This is a genomic window from Micromonospora tulbaghiae (assembly GCF_900091605.1).
Taxonomy (GTDB): domain Bacteria; phylum Actinomycetota; class Actinomycetes; order Mycobacteriales; family Micromonosporaceae; genus Micromonospora; species Micromonospora tulbaghiae.
The window spans coordinates 199,381-221,780 of sequence record NZ_FMCQ01000007.1; the positions used below are offsets into that span (position 1 = coordinate 199,381).

Genomic DNA, 22,400 nt, shown 5'->3' on the forward strand with positions numbered 1-22,400 from the left:
GCACATGACGCTTGACTACCTGATCGTCGGGGCCGGGCCGGCGGGCCTGCAACTCGCGGCTCTGCTGGAGGCCGACGGCAAGCGCGACTATCTGGTCCTGGAACAGGCGGACATCCCGGGGGCGTTCTTCGCCACCTTTCCCCGCCACCGGCAACTGATCTCCATCAACAAGCCGCACACCGGCTCGGACGACCCGGAGCTGAACCTGCGGCTGGACTGGAACTCACTGCTCAGCGACGACCCGGCGCTGCGGTTCACCGGCTACACGGAGCGGTACTTTCCCGACGCCGACGTGATGGTCCGCTACCTGGCGGACTTCGCCGCGAAGACGGGGGCGCGGGTCCGGTACGACTCCCGGGTGACGTCGGTCCGCAAGGTCGACGGACTGTTCGAGGTCCAGGCGGGGGAGGAGGTCTTCCGGGCGCGCCGGCTGATCGTCGCCACCGGCGTCTCCAAGCCGTACCGGCCGGAGATCCCGGGGCTGGAACTCGCCGAACAGTACGCGGAGATGTCCGTCGACCCGCGCGACTACCTCGACCAGAAGGTGCTGATCATCGGCAAGGGGAACTCCGCGTTCGAGACCGCGGACAACCTGATGGAGACAACCGAGCTGATCCACCTGGCCGGGCCGAGTTCGGTGCGGATGGCCTGGCGTACGCACTACGTGGGGCACCTGCGCGCGGTGAACAACAACTTCCTCGACACCTACCAGCTGAAGTCGGCGAACGCGATCCTGGACGGCGACGTCAGACGCATCGAGCGCGACGGCGCCGGTTTCACCGTGACGTTCTCGTTCACCCGCGCCGACGAGGTGGTCAAGGAACTGCGGTACGACCGGGTGCTCGCCTGCACCGGGTTCGCCTTCGACGCGTCCATCTTCGACGACACCTGCCGTCCGCAACTGGCGATCCGGGACCGCTTCCCGGCGCAGACGCCGGAGTGGGAGTCGGTGAACGTACCCGGCCTCTACTTCGCCGGCACGATCAGCCAGGAACGGGACTTCAAACGCTCGACGAGCGGGTTCATCCACGGCTTCCGGTACGCCGTCCGGGCGCTGCACCGGATCCTGGAGCGACGGTACGGGGACACGCCGTGGCCGGCGGAGAAGCTCGACGCCACCCCGGCGCTGATCGCCGACGCCGTCGTCGCGCGGCTCAACCGCACCTCCGCCCTGTGGCAGCAGTTCGGCTTCCTCGCCGACGTGGTCACCGTGGCGGGATCCGACGCGCGCTACCACGACGAGGTGCCGGTCGAGTACTTCACCGGCACCGGCCTGCGTACCGCTGACCACGACTACACGGACGCCTTCGTCGTCACCCTCGAGTACGGCCCCGAGCACGATCAGGTGGATCCGTTCGACGTCACCGTCAGCCGGGTCGCCCAGGACGTCCCCGGTCAGGCCCACGACGCCGCCTACCTGCATCCGGTCGTCCGCCACCACCGGGCGGGCCGGGTCGTCGCCACCCACCACCTGGCGGAGAACCTGGAGAACCGGTGGGATCGGCCGGAGACCCACGTCGCGCCGCTGGTCGCGTTCGTCGACCGCTGCCTGAGCGGTGTCGAGGGCTGAGATGCGTCCGCTGGACGGCACCGCGCTGGACGGCCCGGCGCTGAACCTGGCCGAGCTGGCCGCCGACGCGCGGGGCCGCCTGGACCCGGTGCACTGGGACTTCTTCACCGGTGGGGCCGGTGAGGAACGCACCGTCCGCGCCAACGAGGCGGCGTTCGCCCGGCGCTACCTGGTGCCCCGCGTCCTGCGCGGCGCGGTCCGGCGCGACCTGCGGATCTCGCTGCTCGGCACGCGGATCTCGATGCCGGTGCTGATCGCGCCGACCGCGTTCCACCGGCTGGCCCACCCCGAGGGCGAGTTGGCCACCGCACGCGCCGCCGCCGAGGCGGGCACGATCATGGTGGTCAGCATGGCGGCCACCCGGCCGGTCGAGCAGATCGCCGCCGCCGGCGGGCCGCTGTGGTTCCAGCTCTACCCGCAGGCGGACCTCGACTTCACCGCATCGGTGGTACGGCGGGCGGAGGCGGCCGGCTGCTCGGCTCTTGTCGTCACCGTCGACTCGCCCGTGTTCGGCCGGCGGGAACGCGATCTGCGGCACGGCTTCGCCGACCTGCCGCCCGGGATGGTCTGCGAGAACATGCGCGACGCGAGCGGCCGGGTGCGCGACATCGGGATGGACGCCGGGCTGGACTGGGCCCGGATCACCTGGCTGCGTGAGGTCACCAGGCTGCCGATCCTGCTGAAGGGGGTGCTGCATCCCGCGGACGCGGCGCTGGCCGTCTCGTACGGTCTCGACGGTCTGCTGGTCTCCAACCACGGCGGCCGGCAGCTCGACGGGGCGCTCGCCACCCTGGACGCGTTGCCGGCCGTCGTCGAGGCCGTCGGCGGGCGGCTGCCGGTGCTGCTCGACGGCGGCGTCCGCCGGGGAACCGACGTCCTGGTGGCGCTGGCGCTCGGCGCGAGCGCGGTGCTGGTCGGCCGCCCGGTGCTGTGGGGGCTCGCGGTGGGCGGCGCCGCCGGGGTACGCCACGTGCTCGACCTGCTGCACGCCGACCTCGACCGGGCGCTGGCGCTGGCCGGCGTCACCGGCCCGGCCGACCTGCGCGGTGACCTGGTCGCCACGGTGGCATGCGGATGAGCGTCCTGATCGTCCTGCTGGTCCTGGCGGGGATCGCGTGGACCGTCCCGTACTGGCTTCCCCGCACTGTGGTCCGGCTGCGCGAGTGGGTGTTCATCAAGGTCAACGGCGTCGAGGGCGTACCGGTGCCGGGCCCCACCGTCGGCATGGAGCACTTCGAGCGGGTGTACTCCGATCCGGCGGCGGACGGGCGCAGCCGGGGAGCCGGGTTGTCGGACCTGTTCTGGTACTGGCTGGCCCCCGGACCGCACATGCACCAGGAGCATCTGGAGCCGGGGGAGCGCTACCGGACCGTGGCCGCCACCACCCGGCGGGTGCTCGCGGTACGGCGTGGGCGCTGCGACGACCTCGCGACCGCCGCCACCCGGCGGGTGCTCGACCGGTTACCGGCCGGCCGGACCAGCCACGTCCGGCTGCGCGATCTGATGATGCCGGTCTGGGCCGAGGTCTACTACGAACTCGTCTTCGGCGAGACGTGCCCCCCTGATGCCCGGGCGTTGATCGTCGCCAACGCCGACGACGTGGTCAACGGGCTCAAGTGCACCGGCCTGCGGCACATGCGGCGGCGCGACCGGCTGACCGGGTATCTGCACGACCGGATCGAGGCGGGGACCTGCCCGGTGACGCTGCCGCCGCCGTTCACCACCCGGGAGACGGCCTGGTATCTCCAGGGCGCCTTCTTCAACACCGCCGTTGTGCAGATGTCCGAGGCGATGGCGCACGTGCTGCTCGCCCTCGCCACACGTCCCGCGCTCCAGCGGGGACTCGACGACGACGAGGCGCTGGACCGGGTGATCGACGAGACGCTGCGGGTGCATCCGCTCTTCGGCGTGGCGCACCGGATCACGTCGGCGCCGATCACGCTGCCCACCGGCGTGTCCCTGCCGGCCGGAACCGTACTGCTCTTCAACTACCTGGCGTTCCACCGCGGCGGAGCCGCCGGCGACGACCGGTTCGATCCGGACCGGTGGCTGACGCTCAAGCGTGGCGACGCGCACTTCATCCCGTACGGGGTCACCGCGAACCGGGCCTGCCCGGCCCGCGGCGTCGCGCCGGTGATGATGCGCGCCGCGACCCGCGAGGTGCTGCGCCGTTACGTCCTGACCTCCTCGGCCTCACACACCCGCTCGCTGCCCAGCCGGGGCCCGGCGTATCTGACTCCGGCCGGGTGCACCGGCCCGGGGCGGCTGCGGCTGGCCGCGATGCGGTCGCGGGACCGGTGGGCCGACGTGGGCCGCAGCGTCCGGCAACTGGTGTTCGGCACCTGGATGGTGATCGACGCCCGCCGGCAGCGGTTGTGCACCGACTACTTCGAGAGGGCTGTCCGATGACACCAACGGAGCTGGCGCCGCGATTCTTCATCGCTGTCACAGTGATCCTGATCTTCTGCAAGGGGGTCGCCTGGCTGCTCGGCAAGGCGGGCCAGCCCGCCGTGGTCAGCGAGATGCTCGCCGGCGTCCTGCTGGGCCCGTCGCTGCTCGGGCTCCTCCTGCCGGACGTGCAGAACGCCCTGTTCCCGGCCCCGCTGCTGCCGGTCCTCTATGTGGTGGGTCAGGTCGGCCTGGTGCTGTTCATGTTCCAGGCCGGGTACGCGTTCAGCGCCCACCGGGTCACCGGGCTCGCCGGCACCGCCGGCGTGATCTCACTGGCCGGGGTCACCGCGCCGCTCGTGCTGGGTGTGCTGCTCGTCCTGGTGACGGCGGGCGCGGTGCCGATCCGGGCCGACGGGACGTCACTCGGGGTCTCGGCCGCGTTCGTCGGCGTCGCGCTGGCCATCACCGCGTTCCCGATGCTGGCCCGGATCATCACCGAACACGGGCACGCCGGCACCCGGCACGGCACCCTCTCCCTGGCCAGCGGCGCGATCGACGACATGGCCGCCTGGATCATGCTGGCGGCCGTCCTGGCCTTCGCCTCCGGCGAGGCCGGTCCCGCCCTCGTCACCGCCGGTGGAGCGGTCCTGTTCGGACTGCTGCTCTGGCTCGGCGGGCGTACGGTCACCTCCACGCTGATGACCCACCGCGCCCTCAACGACCGCGCCCGGCTGCTCGGCACCGTCGCCCTGCTGTTCCTGGTCGCCTGGTACACCGACGAGATCGGTCTGTACGCGGTCTTCGGCGCGTTCGCGGTCGGCGTGGTGATGCCCCGCACCGACAACACCGACCGGGTCGTGGACACGCTCACCCCGGTCGCCGCGACGCTGTTCCTGCCGCTGTTCTTCACCTACTCGGGTCTGCGCACGGAGTTCGGGCTGCTCGGTTCCCTGCCGGTCCTGCTGTTCGCGCTGGCCTGCGTGGCGGTGGCGATCGCCGGCAAGTTCGGTGCCTGCTGGGCGGCGGCGAGGCTCCGCGGCGAGCCGTCGGGTGTGGCGCTGCGGGTGGGCGCGCTGATGAACGCCCGCGGCCTGATGCAGCTCATCGCGCTGAACGTGGGACTGGAGGCGGGCATCGTGAACCCGTCCCTGTTCACCGTGCTGGTGCTGGTCGCGCTGGTCACCACGTTGATGACGACGCCGGCGCTGAGCTGGATCGAGCGCCGGGAGGCGCAACGGCCCGACGACGTCCGCACGCCCGCGCTGGCGGTTTCAGATAGTTGAAGATGCAAATACCGATGCTTCCATCGGTCTTCATCTATGGGATCGTTAACATATGCGGGGCGGAAGATCGAACCGGCTGCTGCTGGTCGAGGACGACGCGGATCTGACCGAGATGCTCACCGAGACGCTGGGGCATGAAGGCTACCTGGTCGACCGGGCCTTCGACGGCCAGCGCGGGCTGCATCTCGGGCTGACCCGCTCGTACGACGTGATGGTCATCGACCGGATGCTGCCGGCGCTCGACGGCCTCGACCTGGTCGCCCGGCTGCGCGCCCGGGCGGTCCCGTCCCGGACCCTGATGCTCACCGCGCTCGGCACGGTCGACGACCGGATCGCCGGGCTGGACGCGGGCGCCGACGACTACCTGGTCAAGCCCTTCGACCTCGACGAACTGAGCGCGCGGGTGCGGGCGCTGTGCCGGCGTAAGCCCGAGTCGACCGACGTGCTGCGCATCGGCGCCGGTCTGCTCGACCTGGGGCCACGGGCAGCGGTGCTGCCCGACGGCACCCGCGTGGCCCTGTCCACCCGCGAGTTCGAGCTGCTGCGCGTGCTGGCGGCCCGGCCGAGCACCGTACATCCACGCGCGGTGCTGCGCCGCAAGGTCTTCGAGGAGGCCGCGGCGGCGTCGATAGTGGACACCTACGTCTACTACCTGCGGCGCAAGCTCGGCCGTGCGGCGGTACGCACCGTGCACGGCCTCGGCTACCGCCTCGGAACGCTCTGATGGAGGCGGTCGAGCAGGCGATCGTACGGCGGACCCGACTCCGGATCGGCCTGTTCGTCGGCCTCACCATCGGCGCCCTGCTGTTGCTGGCGGGCGGCATCTCCTACGCGGTCCTGGTCCGGGGCCAGGACGCGCAGATCCAGCGCGAGCTGGCGTGGGGCACCGAACACGGCACCATCGCCGGCCCGCCCGCCTGCAGCTGGATCTTCGAGTACGAGGGCGCCACCGTGCACACCGGCGCGAACCCGCCACCACCGGGCTTCCCGTTGCACGACGCGCTGGCCACGGTGGCGGCCACCGGGGCCACCGAGATCACCACTGTCACGCGTAACGGCACGACCTACCACGTACGCACCGAGGCCCGCGGCGACGGTGTGGTCCAGGCGGTGTTCGACGCCCGTTTCCAGCTGTCCGACCGCCGGCACCTCCTGCTCGCGTTCAGCCTCGCGGCGGTGGTCGGGCTGCTCGCCGCCGTGCTGACCGGAATGGTCGTCGGACGTCGAGCCGTCGCACCACTCGCGGAGGCCCTGACCCGGCAGCGCCGCTTCGTCGCGGACGCCAGCCACGAACTGCGGACCCCGATCGCCCAGGTGCACACCCGGGCCCAGCTGATCGCGCGGCGGGCGCGCCACGACGGCGCCGCCACGAACCTGGAGGACCTGGACCGACTGGTCGGCACGACCCGCCGGCTGGGTGAGATCGTCGACGATCTGCTGCTCTCGGCCCGTCTCGCCGCCGCTCCCGCCGACCGGGAACCGGACCCGCCGGTCGACCTCACCTCGCTGATCGGCGCGACGCTCGCCGCCGAGGCCGAACGCGCCGCCGAGCGCCAGGTCACCCTCACCCTGGACACCCCCGCCGCCCCGCTGCCGGTGCCGGGTGTCGAGTCGGCCCTGCGCCGGGTCGTCGGCGAACTGCTCGCGAACGCCCTGGCACACACCCCCGCGGGCGGCCGGATCGACGTGACGCTCCGGGCCGTCGAGAACGTCGCCGAGATCGTCATCGCCGACACCGGGAAGGGTTTCGACCAGGCGGACGCCCGGCGGATCTTCGACCGGTTCCACCGCGGCGCGGGCGCCGGTGACCGCCGCTACGGCCTGGGACTGGCCCTGCTCCAGGAGGTCGTGACGAGTCACCACGGCACGATCGAGGCCGAGGGCCGGACCGGGCGGGGAGCCCGCTTCACGGTGCGCCTTCCCATGACACGGTCGCCGGGCCTGACGGGCAGGGCGGCGTGGATCGGGCACCGTCGGATGCGGCAACTCGGAGCGGGTACGTGAGCGCGGGCCGCTGGGCCGTTGCCGCTGTCGTCGGTGAAACCGGGCCCGGCGGTCCTGGTCAGCGCACCGCCGGACCGGCGACGGGCCGGTCGTCGGTCTGCCCGGCGCCGTCGTCCTGCCTGGCGTCGTCGGCCCGGCCGGCGCCGTCGATGTGGTGGCGGACCACGAAGCTCAGCGCCCCCGCCGTCAGCAGAGTGGCCGCGATGAGGGTGAGCGCGCGCGGCAGCCCGAAGCCGTCGGCCAGGAAGCCGATCGTCGGGGGCGCCATCAGGATGCCGGCGTAGCCGAGCGTGGACGCCAGGGCGATGCCGTCCGGCCCTCCCTTCGCCCCGGCCAGCGCAAGGGCCGACGGAAAGATGTTGGACAACCCCAGTCCGGTGACGACCAGGCCGGCGAAGACCAGCCACAGCACCGGGGACAACGCCATCACCAGTGCGCCGACGGCCGCCGCGACTCCGCCGCCGACGACTACCAGGGAGTGACCGAAGCGCTCGATCAGACGTACTCCGGCCATCCGTCCGATGGTGAGGGTTCCGGCCACCGTGGCGTATCCGGCGGCCGCGACCGCTGAGTTTCCGTCGAGGTCGGTCTCGATGTGCAGGGGAACCCAGTTGTCCAGGGCGCCCTGGCTGTAGGCCGCACAGAGTGCCGCCGCGGAGGCGATCACCACGACGAACCTGAGGTCACGCCCGCGGCCGTTGTCGGCGACGGCCGACATCTCCGGCTGCCGGGCCGTGGGCAACGGCGCCGACATCAGCAGTCCGGCCGACCAGAACGTCGCCACGAGGCCGAGCGGCAGGGCCACCAGCATATGGGTGAGCGGGCTGAGCCACAGCGCCAGCACCGCTCCCAGACCGGCGCCGGTCAGGCTGCCGATGCTGTTCGCCGCGTGCAGGCCGGACATGATCGGCCGCTTCACCACGGCGATGAGGTCGACCGCGACGCTGTTGACCGCGACGTCGATGGCGCCGTAGCCGATTCCGAAGAGAACCAGGGTGAGGCCGAGGGCGAGCGGCGACCGGGTCAGGGTGGGCGGCACCACGGCCAGGCAGAGCAACGCGGCGGCGGCGATCGTCACCTGCCGGCTGCCCCAGCGCCGGCACAGCCGCCCGGTCACCATCATGGTGAGGACCGCGGCCCCGGAGATGCCGAGCAGCGCGAGCCCCAGTTCTCCGGCCGACGCGTGCACCTGTTCCTTGATGGCGGGAATCCGGACTGTCCAGCCCGCGAACAGGAACCCGCCGATGCCGAAGAACATGGTGGTCGCAAGGCGGAGCCGGGCGATCTGGTCGGTGCCGAGGGCGGGGGCGTCACTCATGGCGGCTCCTTCTGTCCAGCGGACTCGGGGGATCCCGCCCCGAAGGCGGCGGGCGGGGTCGAAGCGCCGGCTTCTCTCCGTCATGGGGTTCCTGTACCGGTACAGTGTGCCCTACTGTACCGATATAGAGAAGCGCGCCGACGCGGTCACCTGGAGGATGTCGTGGAATTTCCCGTCGCTCTCGTCCTGTCGGTCCGCCTGGTGGCTCACGAGCAGGCCGCCGCCCGTCCCGGCGCCCCGTGCCGGCCGCATCCGCGGCCGGGCCGTCACCGCTTGGCCCGAGCGCTGCACAGGGCTGCTGGTCTGCTCTCCGCCGCCCGTTCCCGCCGCTGGTAGCCTGGGATCGCCGGTGCCAGCCGGCCGGTGGACTCCTCCGGGGGGTGGCGACGTGGGGCGGCGGGTGACACTGCAGACCATCGCCGACCGCGTGGGCGTCAGTCGGATGACCGTCTCCAACGCGTTCTCCAAGCCCGACCAGCTCTCCACCGGCCTGCGGCGGGAGATCCTGGCCGCCGCGCACGATCTGGGTTACGTGGGCCCCGATCCGGCGGCCCGTGCCCTCGCCCGGGGCACCACCGGCGCGGTCGGCATCGTGCTCACGTCCTCGCTGCGATTCGCGTTCACCGACCTCGTCGCCACCAGCTTCTTCGGAGCCATCGCCGAACGGCTGGCCCCGACCGGGCTGGCCCTCACGCTGTTGACCTCCGCGGACTCCGGGGACATCATCCCCGCCCGGGACGTCGCCATCGACGGCGCGCTCATCTACTCCTGCGACCCGACCTCGGCGGCGGTCGACTACCTGACCCGCCGCCGGCTGCCGCTGGTGTACGTCGACCAGGAACCACTGGAGACCGTTACGACGATCAACGTGGCGGACCGGCACGGCGCCCGGGCCGCCGCCCGGCACCTGCTCGACCTGGGCCACCGCCGAATCGGCCTGCTCATGTCCGGCATGCACCCGCCGCACGGCCTGATCGACCCGGCGGACGTGACGATCGACGGATACGCCGCCAAGCAGCGGCTGCTCGGATGGTGCGACGTGCTGGGCGAAGCGGGGATCACTCCGCTCGTGGCCCGCCAGCCGGGCGCGAACCCCGAGGAGCCGCGGGCCGCAGCCCGTCTGTTGCTGGATCGGCCGGACCGGCCCACCGCCGTCCTGTGCTTCTCCGACGCGACCGCGCACGGTGTCCTGCGGGCGGCGGTCGACCTCGGCATCGACGTACCCCGGGATCTGTCAGTCGTCGGCTTCGACGACAATCCGCTGGCCGCCCAGCTGCGCCCCGCCCTCACCACGGTCCACCAGGACGTCGAAGCCAAGGGCAAGGCTGCGGCTACCGCTCTCACCAGGGCGATCGCCGACGCGCGCGCCGGCGTCGCGCATGTGCCGCAGCACCACGTCCTGCCGGCCGAGCTGGTGGTCCGGGACAGCACTGCGCCACCGCCCCGCTGAGCGGTCACGCCGGCCCGGCCGGCACCGCACGGCCTCGACGTTCACCGGGGCGGCTTCCCGTCGTGGAGGACGAGCGTGAAGCCCGCCTCGATCCGCCCACCCGGTGCCAGCACGGGCGCGCCGGCATGCGGCAGCTCACGGTCCGGGCCGAAGAGCGGCGCGTTCGCCGGCTCGACGGCGAGCGCCCAGCCGCGCCGCGCGGGATAGATCCACTGAAAACACCGCGGTAGGACGGCGGCGTCCCAGGTCACCTCCGCGTACATGCCGACGGCAGGGGAGTGCACGACGATGCCGGCGGACCGACCGGCGAAGCCGGCGTGCTCCCAGACCACCTCTCCGACGGCGTCGAGCGGTTGCGGAAAGACCTGCCAGTCCGAGTCGTCGTCGCGGGGGACGTGGCGTCCGGCGGGCGTGCGCACGCGTACTCCGGGCGTGAGGAACGGGGCGCCGAAGTTGAGGTGGTAGAGGAGACCGACCGGCTCGGCGGTGATGCCCTCGTTCACGATCGTGTCGCGCACGGTGACGGCGGTCCGGCCGGCGGTGGACGAGATCTCCCGATGGAGCAGTAGCTGCCGGCCGAAGACCGAGGCCGACGGCACGGTCCCGCTGATGACCACCCCGGCCGGTGCGGTCGTCCGGCGTACGACCACGTCGACCGCCCGGGTCTGGTGATGCGTGCCGTGCTGGCCGTACGTGTCACGGGCGCGGCCGATGTTGTCCAGCCCGCAGGTGGCCAGCATGCCCCCGGTGAACCGGCCCACCCAGCCACCTGCGGCAGCGGTGTCCGGTCCGGCGGCCCGCAGGGGGGAACGCCAGGCGACCGGGATGCCGCGGCACCACAGGGCACCGATGTCGAGGCCGCGCTCCGACAGCACCTCGAAGGCAAGGCCACCGGCGAGACAGACCCGGTACGAACGCCCACCGGGCCCGGAGTGCGGGTCGCCGATCGACTCGCGGATCTCCACCACCGCGTCCGGGTCCGAGACGAGGCCGTGTTCGAAGAGTTCACTCACTGATGCGACGTCCATGGATCTCCATTCGGATCAGGGGTCCGGTGTCCGGTGGTGTGCGGTCCCGCGGTCAGAAGTAGCCCTCCCGCTTGCGGTCCTCCATCGCGGCCTCGGAGACCCGGTCGTCCCCACGGGTCGCGCCGCGCTCGGTGATCCGGGTCGAGGCCACCTCATCGATCACCTTCTCCACCGAGTCCGCTTCCGACAGCACCGCCGCGGTCTGGGTGGCATCGCCCACCGTCCGGTAGCGCACCCGGCACAGCCGGGAGGACTCGCCCGGCCGCGGGCGCAGGAACTCGTTGACGGCGTACCACATGCCGTTGCGCTCCACCACCTCACGCTCGTGTGCGAAATAGATGGAGGGGAGCGGCAACCTCTCCCGGGCGATGTAGTGCCAGACGTCCAACTCGGTCCAGTTCGACAGCGGGAACACCCGGATCGACTCCCCGGCATGGTGCCGGCCGTTGTACAACGCCCACAGCTCCGGCCGCTGGTTCTTCGGGTCCCACTGCCCGAACTCGTCCCGGAAGCTGTACATCCGCTCCTTCGCCCGGGCCTTCTCCTCGTCTCGGCGCGCCCCACCGAACAACGCGTCGAACCGGTACTTCTCCACGGCGGACAGCAGCACGGGTGTCTGGATGCGGTTGCGCGTGCCGTCCGCCGGCTCGCGTACCAGGCCGGCGTCGATCGCCTCCGGCACCGAGGCCACGATCAGGCTCAACCCCAGCGCCGTCACCCGCGCGTCCCGATACTCCAGCACCTCGCGGAAGTTGTGGCCGGTGTCCACGTGCAACACGGGGAACGGAATCCGCGCCGGGGTGAACGCCTTCTCCGCCAACCGCAACATCACCACCGAGTCCTTGCCGCCGGAGAAGAGCAACACCGGCCGTTCGAACTCCGCCACCACCTCCCGCATCACGAAGATGCTCTCCGCCTCGAGTTCGTCCAGGTGCGACACGCGCAGCGTCACCGCGAGCCTCCGTCTCCATGTCCTCCCCGCCGGGTGGCCGGTCCGAGGTACCGGTCCGTGAAGTCGTTCCGGAACTTGCCACCGGGGTCGTACCGGCGCGCCAGTGCCCGGAAGTCGGCGAGGCGGGGGAACAGCTCCCGGATCCGTTCGGGCGGCATCTCGGTGAGCTTGGCCCAGTGGGGCCGGGCGCGGAACGGTTCGAGGCTCGCCTCGACCGCGCGGATGGTCCGCCGTACCGGGTCGGCGTCCGGAATCCAGGTGAAGTGGATGGTCACCACGTCGGTCCCGTACGCGGGGCTGAGCCAGAACTCGTCAGCAGCCACCGTACGGACCTCGCAGATCTGCAGGACCGGATGGATCACGCCGGCGATCTCACCGAGCGCCTCCAGCGCGGCGACGGCGTGCCCGGCCGGCACCGCGTACTCGGACTGGAGCTCCTCCCCGGAGCTCGGCGTGAACTCCGGCCGGAAGTGCGGCAGCCTGGTGTGCCACGGACCGGGCACACCCCGCTGTCCGGTGCACGCGGCGGCCGGCTGGGTGCTCACCGGGTGCAGGTCGCGGGTGGCCGGTGAGGCGGAGAACCACTCCCGGCCGGGCGACTTCGGCTGGGGATCGTCGGTACGTGCCATCACCCACACCTGGTTGAAGACCGGTGCTCCCCAGTCGGTGAAGAGGCAGACGCTGTGCGCGTCCGACATCAGCTCCCGGAAGTGGTCCAGCCCGGCCCTGACCGGCAGGTCGAGGTAGACCGTCGTGCTCACCTCGTACGCCGGTTCGACGCCGAGCGTCAGGCTCGTGACGACGCCGAGGGCGCCCAGGTTCACCGGCACGCCGGCGAAGTCGGGGTCGTCCCGCCGTACCGTGACCAGCTCGCCGCCCGCGGTGACCAGTTCCAGGCTCCGCACCGAGCCGGCCAGGATCGTGTTCCGTACGCCGGACCCGTGCGTGCCGGTGGCGCAGGACCCGGCGACCGAGATGTGCGGCAGCGACGCCATGTTGGGCAACGCGAACCCGGCGGCGTGCAACTCGCGGGCGAGCCCGGCGTAGCGTACGCCGCCGGCGACGGTGACAGTGGCGTTGCGCGCGTCGACAGTCGTCACCGGCGGCATGTCCTCCAGGGACACCAGGTCGGCGGCGGTGTCGGCGATGTCGCTGAACGAGTGCCGGGTGCCCAGCGCCCGGATGTGGTCCGCCCCGGCCACCACCGCCCGCACCTCGTCCAGCGTCGTCGGGCGGTGTACCCGGCGGGCCCTGAACCGCAGGTTGCCCGCCCAGTTGGCCAGCTCAGCGGACACCGAGCACCACTCCCTCCAGGGCGCCGAGTGACACTGCGGCGAGCCGCACCGTCCCCGGTTCGCGGCCGGCGTCGGTCGACAGCTCCAGTCGGGCGGTGCCCTCGCCGAGACCCACCACGATCGGCCGGTCGGCGAAGTTGAGCGCGACGAGCAGTTCGTCGCCGCCGGCGCGCCGCCGGTACACGTAGGTGTCCTTCGGCGAGGGCAGTGACTCGTAATCGCCGAACCGCAGCGCCTTGGAGTCGCGCCGGTACCGGATGAGACGGCGGTAGAGGTTCAACATCGATGCCGGATCGTCGTCCTGCACGCGGACGTTGGCGGTCTCGATGTCCGGCCCGAACGGCAGCCACGGGCTGCCGGCAGTGAACCCGGAACCGGTGGGCTCCCAGTTCATCGGCACCCGCTGCCCGTCCCGGTCGTCGACGTCGAGGGCCTGTGGCGGACGGGAGTCGGCCATGCCGATCTCCTCGCCGTAGTAGACGCAGGGCAGACCGCGCAGGGTGAACTGCATCAGAGCGGCCGCGCGAGCCTGCCGCAGGCCGTACCGGCTGACCGTCCGGGAGATGTCGTGCGTGGCGAGCGCGTAGGTGGGCAACGCGTCGGGTGCGGCCAGGGCGCAGAGGCCGTCGACCGTGCGGCGGAAGCGGGCGCTGTCCCACGGCTGCTCCCAGAAGGCGACATGGAAGGCGGTGTGCATGCCGTCGGCGCCGAAGTACCGCACCAGCCGCGTGTCGTCGCTGATCGGGACTTCGCCCAGCAGCAGGCCGGGCCCGTACCCGTCGAGGACGGCGCGCAGCTCGCGGAGCAGGTCGTGGCACTCCGGCAGGTCGATGTTGAACTGGCGCAGTTCGGGATGGCTGTGGTGTCGCCGGAACGCGGCCAGCGGCTCCGGGTTGTCCCGCAACGCGGCGTCCTTGAACAGCCGATGCGCCACGTCGATGCGGAACCCGTCGACGCCCAGGTCCAGCCAGAACCGCCACACGTCCCGGATCGCCGCACGCACCTGCGGGTTGCGCAGGTTCAGGTCGGGCTGCTGCGGGGTGAAGCTGTGCAGGTAGTACTGGCCCGTGGCCGGGTCGAGCGTCCAGGCCGGCCCGCACCGCTCGAACGAGCTGAGCCAGTTGTTCGGCGGCCCGCCGTCCCGGCCGTCGGCCCAGATGTACCAGTCCCGCCTGGGATTCGACCGGCTCGACCGGGACTCGACGAACCACGGATGCCGGTCGGAGGTGTGGTTCATGACCAGGTCGACCAGCAGGCGCATGCCGCGCCGGTGCACCTCGTCGGCGAGTTCGGCGAAATCCGCCAGGGTGCCGTACGCCGGATCGACAGCCGTGTAGTCGCTGATGTCGTAGCCGAAGTCGGCCTGCGGCGACGGGTAGAACGGGGACAGCCACAGCGCGTCGACGCCCAGCGATCCGGGCGCCCCGTTCAGATGGTCGAGGTGTTCGATGATGCCCCGCAGGTCGCCCACGCCGTCGCCGTCGGAGTCGGCGAAGCTGCGCGGGTAGATCTGGTAGATGACGGCCGTGCGCCACCAGTCCTCGGTGTCCATGACGATCTCCCGTCGCGCCGCTAGATGTCCACGCCGGACATGTCCGGGTACCGGTCACCCGCGGCGGCGCCGACCGGTGCGATGCCGTCGAGCAGCGCCAGCTCCTCGTCGGTCAGCCGTACGTCGGCGGCCGCGATGTTCTCCTCCAGCCGGCCGACGGTCTTCGTTCCCGGGATCGGGACGATGTCCGGCCCCTGGGCCAGCACCCAGGCCAGGGCGAGCTGCGCGACTGTGAGACCGCGGCGATCGGCGAGTTCCCGGATGCCCCGCACCGTCGCCGCGTTGCGCCGCAGGTTCTCACCGGTGAACCGGGGCAGGCCGCTGCGGAAGTCGTCGTCCGGGAAGCGGGCGTCGGCGTCGTACCGCCCGGACAACAGGCCGCGGCCCAGCGGCGCGTACGCGATGAACCCGATCCCCAGGTCGTCCAGCGCGCGCAGCAGACCACGCTGCGGATCGCGGCTGAACAGCGAGAACTCCGTCTGCACCGCCGCCACCGGGTGCACCGCGTGCGCCCGGCGCACCGTGTCCTCGGCGGCCTCGGAGATGGCCAGGTACCGGACCTTGCCCTCGGCCACCAGCTCGGCGAGCGCACCCCAGGTCTCCTCGATCGGGGTGTTGCGGTCCACCCGGTGCTGGCAGTAGATGTCGATCACGTCGACGCCGAGCCGCCGCAGGGATCCCTCGCAGGCCCGCCGCACGTACTCCGGGGTGCCGTCGACCCGGACCACCCGGCCGGTGTCGTCCTTGACGTTGCCGAACTTCGTGGCGACCAGCACCTCCTCGCGGCGGGTGCGCAGGACCCGGCCGATCAGCTCCTCGTTGGTGTACGGGCCGTACATGTCAGCGGTGTCCAGCAGGTTGACACCCAGGTCCAGGGCGCGGTTGATGGTCCGCAGGGACTCGGTGTCGTCGCCGGGGCCGTAGAACTGGGACATGCCCATACAGCCCAGTCCGAGGTCGAAGGTGGTGGGTCCGTTCTTGCCGAGCCGGCGCATCAGCGCCCTCCCTCCGGCAGCAGGTTCTCGATCAGCCGGCCCCACCGCAGCAGGTGCCGGTCCGGCAGGTAGTGCTCGCGCACCCGGCGCCGGGCGCCGGCGCCGAGATGTGCGGCGAGCTGCGGATCGCCGAGGACGCGGGCGATCGACGCGGCGGCGCCGGCCGTGTCGGACGGCTCCAGCAGTAGGCCGGACTCGTCCGGGACGACCTGTGTACGCAGCCCGCCGACCGCGTTGGCGAGTACCGGCCGGGCCTTCCACATCGCCTCGGTGGCGGTGAGCCCGAAGCCCTCGGCGAGGCTCTTCTGCACCACCACCGTCGCGTGCTGCTGCAACGCGTTCACCACGAGCGCGTTCTCCCGCATGTCCGTCATCGGCAGGCACAGCAGTTGCACGCGGGCCCGGATCGGCTGCGGCAACTGCGCCCACTCGCGCCGGCACTCGTCGAACATCTCGGCCGCCTCCGGGTCGTCCGAGACGCCTGTGACATCCGAGCCGGCCAGGGTGAGGTAGCTGCCCGGCACGTCGGCGGCGACGAACGACCGGAGGACCCCGGCCATGTCCTTGAGCCGGTCCCACCGCGAGACCTGCACGACCATCGCCGCGCCCGCGTCGGGCGGGGCGCCGTCGCGGACCGCGATCACCGGGTGCCGTATCTCGATGGGCGGGCCGCCGCGGGAGACGGTGACCGGCCTGCCGCTCCCACCGGACAGGACGCCGGCCGCGCGCAGCACCTCGACGGTCTCCGCCGGGCTCAGCGTGACGTTCTTCGGCGAGCAGGGGTCGATCGAGGGGGCGATCACGTGCGGGTTCGGCGCCCAGCCCTGCACGTGATCGGCGATGAGGAAGACCGAGGCGTCGGCCTTCTCCACGTACGGGCGGAGGAAGGCCCAGCCGCGCGCGGTGTTCTCGTTCGGCACGTCGCAACCGGTGTGCGCCCGGTAGACCACCCGGGCGCCCATCTCCGCCACGGCGGGCACCAAGCCGGCAGGCTGCGCCTCGTGCACGACGACCACGTCGCCGGGGCGTACGAAGCCGGCGAGGTCCTCGGAGTTCGCCCGCAGCACCCGGCGGTAGTGCTCCTGCTCCGGCTCCCCGGTCGGGCCGCCGTCGCCCGGTGAACCGTAGACCAGGGTGCAGAGCCGCTTGGTGACGGCGAAGAACCGCGGATCGCCGTCGATCACCAGCCAGCGGACCGGGAGACCCAGCGCCGTCGCGAGTGGGACCAGGGAGTGCAGCAGCTCGGCCACGCCGCCCCCCGCGGCGGTCGAGTTCACGTTCCACACCGTCCGCCCGCCCAGCAGGCCGGCGAGGCGCTCGGCGCCCGAGCGCAGCGCGGCGCTGCGCTCGGGGCCGAGAATCTGCTGGTACGCCGCGAGATCGGCGGTACCGACAGTCACCTCACGCATGGGCGCCGTCCTCGACCTTGACCGCCGGCTTCGCCAGCGGTTCGAAGCCCTCGGTGATCCAGACGCCGGTCCAGAACTCCGGGTCCGACGGCAGGACCAGTTCGATGAGCGACGGTCCGGCGTGGTTCACGGCCGACGACAGGGCCTGCCGGAAGTCGGTCAGGCGCGTCGCCGCGTGCTCGCCGTCCAGCCAGTTCGTCAGGTCGACCCGGCGTGCCTGCATGCCCAGCACCTCGGCGATCTCCGCGTATCGCATCCCGGCGGCGTTGTCGAGGTACTGGTGGAAGCCGGAGTTCAGCAGCGTCTGTCCGCGCGACTGCTTGCGCAGGGACACGCTGCCGCCGTTGTTGCAGACCACGAACGTGATCGGCGCGTTCTCCTGCACGGCTGACACCAGACCCTGGATGCCGTTGGTGAGACCCTGGTCGCCGACCGTGCAGATGACGCTCACGCCGGCCTCGCCCACGGCCAGGCCGGTCGCCGTGGCCGTGCCGCCGCCCACGAAGCCGCCGTGGTCGCCGAACACCCGGACTCCGGCCGGCAGCAGGTCGTAGACCTCGGCGAGCAGCCCGCCGAACATCTGACTGTCGTCGACCAACGTGACCGGGCGGTCCTGCTCGCCGGCCACCGCGGTGACGGCCCGGGCCAGTCCTTCGCGGACCGTCAAGGCCGCCGTCGGCACCACGTGGCGCGGCGGGGACGGCTCCCGGACCGACTCGGCGTACCAGCGCGGGGCCCCGTTGCGGTCACCGAGCACCGCGGCCAGCTCGTGGAGCGACCCGACCACGTCACCGTCGACGAGGAGGTCGTCGCCGGTCAGGTAGCCGTTCTTGCGCACGCCCGCGGGCTTGGACGTCAGGGCGATCTTCGGTCCCGGCGGCAGCTCGCCGATGACGCGGGGATACATGTTGCGGTCCTCGACCGTGACGATCATGTCGGTCGCTTCCATGATCCTCCGGTGCGCCTGGTCGTTCGGGTCGTACCAGCCGACGAAGCCGGGCACCTCCGTCTCGTCGACGCGTTCGAAGAGCATCGGGCCGCGCCGGTACTTGACCTGAAGCACCGCGCTGCCGGTGGCCCTGCTGAACGCGGCGAGCGCGGGCCGCATCCCCTCATGCCGGAGCGCGTAGTCGTCGATCAGCACGACCGGGCGGCCGGCGCCGGTCAGCCGGGCGGCGGCCTCCCGCAGGGTGTCCCGGTCGACCGGCCGGTGCGGGTCCGCCGGCCGGAACTGCAGCACACGCTCCAGTGGCACCCAACTGCTCTCCGCGACGTCCTGCGGTACCCCGAGCAGCACCGGTCCGCACGGGGCCTGGCGGATCGCCAGGTCGGCCTGGTGGAGGACGTCGACGAGGTGTGCCGCGGCGGCGGCCCGCTCGTCCGGCGCGTCGGCGGGGGGAACCGGGCCCAGCTCGAACGCGGCCTTGGCGAACTCGCCGGATGCCTCGATGAGCCGCGGCTCGCCGTGCGGAGGCAGGAACGGCGCGGAGGCGGTGGACGGCATTCCGACCACCACCAGAGTGCCGACCTCGTTGCGGCGCGCCGCGCCGACCGCGCCGAGAGCGTTTGTCAGACCCCGTGCCGCGTGGACGATGGCGGCACCGTGGCCGGGTCGCAACATGCTGGCGCCGGCGGCCTGGAAGACACTCTCCCGGTCACCTCTGCCGTTGCGGAGGATGCCGAGCCGGGCAGTGGCGTCGCACAGGGCCAGCTCGGACGTGCCGGCGTAGGTGAAGGCGACGGTGACGCCGAGCCGGTGCATCATCAGCGCGATCGCCTCGGCGCCGGTGAGCGTCAGGTCGCTCGTCCCGTCCAGCGCCTGGTTCACCACGTACCGGATGGAGTCGGGGGAGCAACCCAGGACGGCGGCGACCGCGTCCCCGAACGCCGCCGCACCGCGGTCGGCGATCAGCGCCCTGCTGAGCGCGCGTGGCGCGCCGTCGGGGTGATGCAGCAGCGAGTGCAGGAACTCCTCGACGGTGTTCGCCATCCGCGCGGCGCGGACCTCCGACGGGTACAGGCCGAACTCGGCCAGCGCGTCGTCGCGTACGCCGTCCGGCACCACGTCGAACTCGATCTCGGTCAGGTTGTCCGCGTGCAGCTCGTCGAAGACCAGACCGTCGTCCTGCGCCAGGGTGATCCGCAGCCGGTACCGCCCGGCCTCCTCCGGGACACGTGCCCGGACCAGCACCCGGGTCGCCGATTCCGGCGGCAGGGACCGGGGCAGGGCGGACTTGGCGACCGCGCCCGGCACCGGCTCGCCGTCCGCGTCGTACCACCGGGACACCACGCGGACCGGCTTCGGCGGCGCCGGCGTGAGCATCCCGGCGCCGGTGTTCTGGATCAGGCAGGCGACGCTCAGCAGGCTGCCCGCCTCGATCTCCTCGTAGATCGGCTCCTCGGGCGTGACGGTGATCCGGCACTCCTCCTCGCGGAGGTGGTCGCCGACCGCCCAGAGCTGCCGCGGCTGCTTGCCGAGCTGGTCGAACAACTGGCGCTGGCCCTGCTCGTGTGTCCGGGTGTTGTTGGCGTTGAAGCCGTGACGGGCGCCCTCGGCGAGGGCCTCCGGGACGACGGCCAGCGAGTAGATCTCCCGCGCGGGCAGCTTGATGACGCCGAGGACCCTCCACTGCGCCCGGTCGACGACCGCCACCGCCGCGGTGTCGACGGAGGAGTCCAGGTACCGGTGCGGGCTGATGCCGACGTACAGGTGATCCGGGGTGACGGCGAGGCCACGTGGCCAGCCCGGCAGGGGCAGCCGGCGGGTGGGACGCCGGATGGAGTCGGGCAGTTCGACGAGTTCTCCGGCGGCCGAGTCGCACACCAGCCACATCCCGTCGGAGTAGTGCGGATGGTGCGGCGCTCGGAAGCCGCTGAGCAGGGGCTCACCCGTGTCGAGCGCGACCACCCTGCCGGTGGAGGGCTTGCCGTTCTCGTCCCACCCGCGTCGCCGCAGGAACGGTCCGAAACCGGAGACGACGATCCGGTCGCCGTACCGGGCCAGGCTGTTGAGGTGCCAGCTGTCCGGCTCACCCGGAGCCCGCCAGCGCCACAGCACCTCGCCGTCGCGGCCTATCGACTGCACCTCGTTCTGGGTGGTGGCGACCACCAGCACCTGGTCGTTCACGCAGAGGATGTCGTGCGGCGTGGAGACGTCGTCGAGCCGCTGGTACCGCCGCACCCCGGCGCTGTCGTACGCGACCAGTTCGGCAGGGCTGCCCTCGGCGCTCCACAGGCACCGGTAGAGCAGCGAGTCGTCGGCACACATGCCCGTACTGGACACACGGTCGATCACCTCGACCGTCTTGCCGATCGAGAACAGGCCGCCACCGATGGTGTGGTGGGCGTCGAAGCACGAGCTGAGCAGCACATGCCCCGGCGGTAACAGGTCCCGTGTTCCCGACCAGGTGTCGTAGGTCTTCTCGGTCACGACGCATCCTCCGTACTCCCCTGTGGGGGTTCTGTGGCCGCGACGATGATTCGTTCGGCGACCATGCTGAGGTCCTCCTCGACGAGCACGTCGACGTGCTCGCCGTCGTACACACGGCCACCGGTGGGTTCGGCCGTGCAGAAGATTCCGGGGGTGCCCTGGCGGGCGAAGACCGCCGCGGCCGCGTGGAGCAGGCGGTCGTCGACGCCGGTGAGATCGACGAGTACGTCGAAGCCGCCGAAGGCGCGCACCGCCTCGCGGACGACCGCGTCGGGAGCGGACAGTCGCGCTCGGAGGTGTACGACGTCCGGCCGCGACGGCTCGCCACCGCCGGCCAGGGCGACGTTCGCGCCGGCGGCGTGCAGATCGGCGACGACCCGGCCGGTCGCCTCCGTCGCACCGGCGACGAGTACGACCGAGCCCGCCAGCCGGCCCGGTGCCGTCCGCAACAGCGGCTTCAACCGCATCAGCGGCCAGTACTCGTCGGCGATGCCCTGCCGTTCGGTGAGGCTCCGGTAGCCCCCGGCCGCGTCTGCGGCTTCGATCACCGAACGGGTCTGGGCGAAGTGCTCGGCGCAGATGGCCGCCTGCGCCGGGTCGGCGCCCCCGGCCACCACGCCGAGCCCGGGCAGCAGCACCACCCGGGGCAGGTCACGGCGGGGACCGTGCCGGCGGGCCGCCGCGTCGGCGTGACGTTCGAACATCGCGGCGTACGCGCTGCGGTAGCGCCTGATCGCGCCTCGCACCCCCTCAGCGGTCAGGTCGGTGGGGGTGAGGGCGAGGGGACGGTAGCCGACAGTCACCAGCGAGTCGGGACAACCCGGCCCGGCCTGGGTGAGTTCCGGCCCGCGTACGGAGGAGACGAACCGGACGGCGTCCGGGCTCGTGTCGGTGCTCAGGACGATGCCACGCCGGTCCTCACGCATGGCGCCCCGCAGGACCGGGAGCAGTTCGTCGAGCAGGTCGTCCGCCTGGTCGGCGACCAGCGGCCGCACGGCGGACCCGCCGAGGTCCCCCGGCCGTCCGCGCGCGGCGGCGCCGAGGGCCCGCCGGGCCCGGGCCACCGCTTCGAGCGAGTTGCGGTAGCACTGGTCACTGGTGTCGGCCCAGGTGAAGATGCCGTGGTTGGCGAGCAGGACGAACCGGCAGCCGGGCTGCGCGGCGACCCGGTCGGCCAGCTCCTGCGCCACGCCCATGTCGAACTGCCGGTAGTCGAACCAGATCGCCTCGTCGCCGAACTCGGCGGCAGCCCGCTCGCGACCGTCGGGAATGCAGGTCAACGAGATGACGGCGTCGGGATGGCAGTGGTCGACGTGTGCCGCCGGGAGGAAGGCGTGGGTGAGCGTCTCGATGCCGGGCGGTCGCTGGTCGGCGGTCAGCGCGGTGGCGGCGATCCGCTCCACCATGGCGGGACCGTCCAGGGGTACGGCGTGGCGCAGTTCGAGCAGATCGTCCAGGCGCAGCGCGGGGAAGTCCTCGGCCGTGGTGGCGGCGCCGTCGCAGCCCCAGGAACTCATCCACAGCACCGGAACGTCGCCGACGACACCCTTGGCGGAGAAGTTCCCGCCGCCGGCCCGGGTCAGCGTCAGGTTCCCGCCGACCAGGTGGGACCGGCGCAGGACCTCGTCGGTGGGTGAACCGGCGACGGCGCCGGGCGAGGATGCCGCGCGCGTCGTCGGCACATTGATCAGACTGGACATGTCGCCCCTTCCGGGCAGGGTGG

16 protein-coding genes are annotated in these 22,400 nt (G+C 72.1%); 7 read left to right on the forward strand and 9 right to left on the reverse strand.

Translation table 11 applies throughout. The features are described 5' to 3' along the window. Window positions 1–4 precede the first annotated feature (4 nt). From GA0070562_RS21045 to GA0070562_RS21070, 6 genes are read left to right on the forward strand one after another with little or no spacing between them, the layout of a single operon-like run. A complete protein-coding gene (locus GA0070562_RS21045; RefSeq protein WP_091424961.1) occupies window positions 5–1,570 on the forward strand; it encodes an NAD(P)-binding domain-containing protein in 1,566 nt (521 codons plus the stop codon). A gap of 1 nt (window position 1,571) precedes the next feature. Then, window positions 1,572–2,648 carry an alpha-hydroxy acid oxidase gene (locus GA0070562_RS21050; RefSeq protein WP_091424964.1) on the forward strand — a complete coding sequence of 359 codons (1,077 nt, stop codon included), beginning with the start codon at window positions 1,572–1,574 and terminating at the stop codon, window positions 2,646–2,648. Further along, window positions 2,645–3,979 carry a cytochrome P450 gene (locus GA0070562_RS21055; protein ID WP_208576669.1) on the forward strand — a complete coding sequence of 445 codons (1,335 nt, stop codon included), beginning with the start codon at window positions 2,645–2,647 and terminating at the stop codon, window positions 3,977–3,979. Before GA0070562_RS21050 ends, GA0070562_RS21055 begins: the two co-directional genes overlap by 4 nt. After that, window positions 3,976–5,244, forward strand: a complete 1,269-nt coding sequence (locus GA0070562_RS21060; RefSeq protein ID WP_091424968.1) for a cation:proton antiporter — start codon at window positions 3,976–3,978, stop codon at window positions 5,242–5,244. The genes GA0070562_RS21055 and GA0070562_RS21060 overlap by 4 nt, the downstream gene beginning before the upstream one ends. 52 nt (window positions 5,245–5,296) lie before the next feature. Next, window positions 5,297–5,968, forward strand: coding sequence for a response regulator transcription factor (locus GA0070562_RS21065; protein ID WP_091424969.1), 672 nt, complete (start codon window positions 5,297–5,299; stop codon window positions 5,966–5,968). Continuing rightward, on the forward strand, window positions 5,968–7,248 hold the full coding sequence (locus GA0070562_RS21070) for a sensor histidine kinase (RefSeq protein WP_254663842.1): 1,281 nt from the start codon (window positions 5,968–5,970) through the stop codon (window positions 7,246–7,248). Before GA0070562_RS21065 ends, GA0070562_RS21070 begins: the two co-directional genes overlap by 1 nt. A 58-nt stretch (window positions 7,249–7,306) precedes the next feature. Here GA0070562_RS21070 and GA0070562_RS21075 read toward each other — a convergent pair whose 3' ends face one another. After that, entirely contained in the window at window positions 7,307–8,566 is a 1,260-nt protein-coding gene (locus tag GA0070562_RS21075; RefSeq protein ID WP_091424973.1) for an MFS transporter, read from the reverse strand. A 400-nt stretch (window positions 8,567–8,966) separates the two neighbouring features. Here GA0070562_RS21075 and GA0070562_RS21085 point away from each other — a divergent pair, with 400 nt between their 5' ends. After that, entirely contained in the window at window positions 8,967–10,016 is a 1,050-nt protein-coding gene (locus tag GA0070562_RS21085) for a LacI family DNA-binding transcriptional regulator (protein WP_225853188.1), read from the forward strand. A gap of 41 nt (window positions 10,017–10,057) precedes the next feature. On the opposite strand, the gene GA0070562_RS21090 is transcribed toward GA0070562_RS21085, so the two are convergent. The 8 genes from GA0070562_RS21090 to GA0070562_RS21125 all read right to left on the reverse strand — a co-directional run bounded on the left by GA0070562_RS21090 (window position 10,058) and on the right by GA0070562_RS21125 (window position 22,377). Further along, window positions 10,058–11,029: a DUF4432 family protein gene (locus GA0070562_RS21090; protein ID WP_175438817.1), complete on the reverse strand. Its 972-nt coding sequence runs from the start codon at window positions 11,027–11,029 to the stop codon at window positions 10,058–10,060. A 67-nt stretch (window positions 11,030–11,096) separates the two neighbouring features. After that, window positions 11,097–11,996: a sulfate adenylyltransferase subunit CysD gene (gene cysD / locus GA0070562_RS21095; protein WP_091424984.1), complete on the reverse strand. Its 900-nt coding sequence runs from the start codon at window positions 11,994–11,996 to the stop codon at window positions 11,097–11,099. Continuing rightward, a complete protein-coding gene (locus tag GA0070562_RS21100; protein ID WP_091424986.1) occupies window positions 11,993–13,291 on the reverse strand; it encodes an FAD-binding protein in 1,299 nt (432 codons plus the stop codon). Before GA0070562_RS21100 ends, cysD begins: the two co-directional genes overlap by 4 nt. Next, window positions 13,281–14,843, reverse strand: coding sequence for an alpha-amylase family glycosyl hydrolase (locus tag GA0070562_RS21105; RefSeq protein ID WP_091424987.1), 1,563 nt, complete (start codon window positions 14,841–14,843; stop codon window positions 13,281–13,283). Before GA0070562_RS21105 ends, GA0070562_RS21100 begins: the two co-directional genes overlap by 11 nt. A gap of 20 nt (window positions 14,844–14,863) precedes the next feature. Beyond that, window positions 14,864–15,838, reverse strand: a complete 975-nt coding sequence (locus GA0070562_RS21110; RefSeq protein ID WP_091424989.1) for an aldo/keto reductase — start codon at window positions 15,836–15,838, stop codon at window positions 14,864–14,866. After that, entirely contained in the window at window positions 15,838–17,247 is a 1,410-nt protein-coding gene (locus tag GA0070562_RS21115; protein WP_091424991.1) for a glycosyltransferase, read from the reverse strand. The genes GA0070562_RS21110 and GA0070562_RS21115 overlap by 1 nt, the downstream gene beginning before the upstream one ends. Then, window positions 17,240–20,677: a DUF4915 domain-containing protein gene (locus GA0070562_RS21120; protein ID WP_091424994.1), complete on the reverse strand. Its 3,438-nt coding sequence runs from the start codon at window positions 20,675–20,677 to the stop codon at window positions 17,240–17,242. The genes GA0070562_RS21115 and GA0070562_RS21120 overlap by 8 nt, the downstream gene beginning before the upstream one ends. Beyond that, a complete protein-coding gene (locus GA0070562_RS21125) occupies window positions 20,674–22,377 on the reverse strand; it encodes a class II aldolase/adducin family protein (protein ID WP_091424996.1) in 1,704 nt (567 codons plus the stop codon). The genes GA0070562_RS21120 and GA0070562_RS21125 overlap by 4 nt, the downstream gene beginning before the upstream one ends. Window positions 22,378–22,400: the final 23 nt, after the last annotated feature.